Genomic DNA, 3,327 nt, shown 5'->3' with positions numbered 1-3,327 from the left:
GCAGGCGGAACGTTTACGCGCGGTTCGTCGTCCGGAGGCCGTACGCCGGGCACGGAAGGGGCCGCCTTCTCCTCGTCGGCGGTGACCGTGGTCCGCCAGCCGTGCCGGCCCAGCGCCCGGACGAACGCCGAGACCATCGCGGGGTCGAACTGGGTCCCCGCGCACCGCTCCAGCTCCCGCACCGCGCTCTCCACCGGCCTCGCGCGCCGGTAGGAGCGGGTCGACGTCATCGCGTCGAAGGCGTCGGCCACGGCGACGACCCGGGCGAACTCGGGGATCTGGGCGCCGGCCAGACCGTACGGGTATCCGCTGCCGTCGAGGCGCTCGTGGTGGTGCAGGATCGCGCCGCGCGCCTCCCCGAGGAAGCCGATCCCGTGCACCATCTCGTGCCCGTACTCGGGGTGCAGCTCGATCACCCGCCGCTCCTCGGCCGTCAGCGGCCCGTCCTTGCGCAGCACCCGGGTGGGGACCCCGAGCTTGCCGACGTCGTGCAGGATGCCGGCGAAGCGCAGGACTTCCAGCCGCTCGCGCTCCATCCCCAGCTCGCGGGCGATCATGACGGAGGCGTGGCCGACCCGCTCGCTGTGCCCCCTGGTGTACCTGTCCTTGATGTCGACGGCCTGCACCAGCGCCCTGATGGTGGCCTGGTGGGCCGCCCGCTCGCGGTGGTACTGGGCGAAGACCCAGCAGGAGATGTACATGGGCAGCAGCACGAAGAGCGCGGCGAGCGGGCCGTACGGGCTGCGCCACAGGACCGCCATCATCAGCCCGGCGAGACCGTGCGCGCCGTGCGAGGGCAGGGAGCGGACCAGCAGTCCGCGCCAGGCGGTGCGCATGGGCTGCCGCTCGGCGGTGACGAGAATGCCGCCGTCGAGTGCGGCGAGGACCAGGCAGAAGGCGAGTGAGGCGGCCCCGACGGGCAGCAGCACGTACGGGAAGTCGGGGGCGCCGAGCCCGTACCCGCCGCCGCCGAGCGCGACCGGGCCGCCGAAGAGCAGGTGCGTACGCGCCGCTGCCCAGGTGGCGACGGTGAGCTGCGCGGCGTGCCAGACGCACCGCGCCGCCTTCGGGCGGTGCTCGACCCGGCCGAGGAGCGCGCCGGGGACGGCGACCAGCGCCGCCGCGGCGGGCGGCAGCAGGAAGGCGGCTGCGAGCAGCACGGGGAAGAACGAGCCGGCCGCGACGGGGACGGAGTCGCCGAGCGCGCGTCCCGGCAGGTGGAAGCGGAACCGGGCGGGCATCTCGCACACCGCGTAGAGCCCCGCGAGCAGCGCGACGGCCGTCCAGGGCGTGCCCGTGTCGGGCACGGAACCGACGGCGGGCAGGGCCGGGGGCATGAGCGCGGGGACCACGCAGGCCACGGCGCAGACCACCGTGAGCAGGATGTACGCGCGCGCTCCACCCGTAATGGCCCTCACGCCCTCAGCCCCTCCCCGGCCCGGCCCGAACAGGCCTCAAACAGAGGGTCAGGCTAGCGAGTTGAGCGGCCAGGAACAGCGTGAAGGCGAGGGTTAATACCTTCGAGTGGTAACGCGCGGTAACAGTTGCCGTCCGAAAATCCCGGAAACAGCGCGCGACATGGGAGCGGGGGCGCGCTCACGCGTCACGCGTGGCACGCCCCCGTCAAAGCGCTCGGGAGGGTGAGCGAGGGGTGATCCGCCGGGGCTCACGGCGCCGGCCGACCGATCTCCTCGGCCCCGTCCGTCAGTCCCGGGAGACGCCCGGCAGATCCGCCGACACACCGGGCAGATCGGCGCCCGCCGTGGAGACCCCGCGCTCGGGCAGGACCTGTCCCGACCTGATGAGGTCGATCCGGCCCATCACCTTCGCGCGCAGGTCGGAGGGTACGTCGTCCTGCCCGCAGCACCTCTTGACCAGCTTCTTCACGGCCTGCTCAAGGCCGTACTTCTCCAAGCACGGGGAGCACTCCTCGAAGTGCACCTCGAACTTGTCGCAGTCGCCCTCCGGCATTTCGTGGTCGAGGAACTCGTACAAATGATCGAGAACCTCGGCGCAATCCGTCTCATGCGGCTCTCCGCAGCTCATGAGCCCGAGCCTTTCCGATCGTCCGACGACTCTCCGACACCTGCCGGGACGAGCCCGCGGTCACGGGCGTAGTCCTCCAGCATGCCGCGCAACTGGCGGCGGCCCCGGTGCAGTCGTGACATCACCGTACCGATGGGGGTTCCCATGATGTCCGCGATCTCCTTGTAGGCAAACCCCTCTACATCGGCGAGATAAACCGCGATGCGGAACTCTTCGGGAATCGCCTGTAGCGCGGACTTCACGTCGGAGTCCGGGAGATGGTCGAGCGCCTGGGACTCGGCGGAGCGCAGCCCCGTCGACATGTGCGACTCGGCGCGCGCGAGCTGCCAGTCCTCGATCTCCTCGGCGGCACTGCGCTGAGGCTCACGCTGCTTCTTGCGATACGAGTTGATGAACGTATTGGTGAGGATGCGGTACATCCAGGCCTTGAGGTTGGTGCCCTCACGGAACTGGTGGAACGAGCCGTAGGCCTTCGCGTACGTCTCCTGCACGAGATCCTCGGCATCGGCCGGATTGCGCGTCATGCGCAGCGCGGCCGAGTACATCTGGTCGAGGTAGCCCAGGGCGTCACGCTCGAAGCGAGCGTTGCGCTCGGCGGTCGTCTCTTCGACACTGCCGTCGTCGGTCCCTGAATCGGTCCCAGTGACCGGACCCACCTCCTCCAACGCTGTGGCGGATCCGAAAGCGGACCCACTCGAATCGGAGAATAGTCGACCTTGCTTCACCGGGGGCTGCCGATCGGCTCCGCGGACCGGCCCAACCTGAGTGTTCTTGGTCGCACCAAGCACCGTCCACTCCAGATCGGCGGCGTCTGTGCGGCGCGGGCAGATGGTCGAACCCATACGACGGACTCCCTCTCCATGCTCTGTCAACCGATGTCATCCATAACAGGAGCCACCGGCTGCTCATTCCCCCCGCGCCCGGAGCCAGCCCGCGACGCCGTCGGTGATCAGTTCCAGGGCCTCCACCTGCGAGATTCCGGCGCGCCGGGGGACGGCGAGGCCGTGGTCGGCGTCCGGCACCTCCACGAGTCCGTATCCGTCGGCGGGCGATTCACGGATCTCGGCGGGGAACTCGGCGGGCTTCCCGAAGGAGTCGTTACCGCCCTGGACGACCAGCGTGGGCACGCCCGCGGCCAGCAGTTCGCCGGCCCGGGACTTCTCCGGCCTGCCCGGCGGGTGGAGCGGGAAGCTCAGGGCCAGTACGGCGTGCGCGCCCAGCTCACCCGCCGTACGGCAGGCCACCCGCGCCCCCGCGCTGCGACCGCCCGCGATCACCGGC

At 70.7% G+C, this 3,327-nt stretch carries 4 protein-coding genes; all 4 read right to left on the bottom strand.

Annotated elements, in window-relative coordinates; translation table 11 throughout:
• Window positions 1–1,418 (bottom strand): HD-GYP domain-containing protein (locus tag QR77_RS27545; RefSeq protein WP_236710834.1); only part of this gene is annotated, 1,418 nt, incomplete at its 3' end.
• Between the two features lie 286 nt (window positions 1,419–1,704).
• Window positions 1,705–2,046, bottom strand: coding sequence for a mycothiol system anti-sigma-R factor (gene rsrA, locus QR77_RS27540; protein WP_040024749.1), 342 nt, complete (start codon window positions 2,044–2,046; stop codon window positions 1,705–1,707).
• Window positions 2,043–2,702 (bottom strand): sigma-70 family RNA polymerase sigma factor, encoded by a 660-nt coding sequence (locus tag QR77_RS27535; RefSeq protein ID WP_040024748.1) that lies wholly within the window; start codon window positions 2,700–2,702, stop codon window positions 2,043–2,045. Before QR77_RS27535 ends, rsrA begins: the two co-directional genes overlap by 4 nt.
• A gap of 249 nt (window positions 2,703–2,951) precedes the next feature.
• Window positions 2,952–3,327, bottom strand: a 376-nt coding sequence (locus tag QR77_RS27530) for an alpha/beta family hydrolase (protein WP_040024747.1), incomplete at its 5' end; no start/stop codon positions are given.

It is taken from the genome of Streptomyces sp. 150FB, assembly GCF_000818195.1.
Taxonomy (GTDB): Bacteria; Actinomycetota; Actinomycetes; order Streptomycetales; family Streptomycetaceae; genus Streptomyces.
The sequence above is the reverse complement of the archived record's forward strand: the minus strand, read 5'-3'. Positions and strand labels throughout refer to the sequence as shown.

What these genes read in the sequence shown, in the direction of transcription:
- rsrA (WP_040024749.1), bottom strand. Translation starts at nt 2,046, where the DNA reads ATGAGCTGCGGAGAGCCGCATGAGACGGATTGCGCCGAGGTTCTCGAT.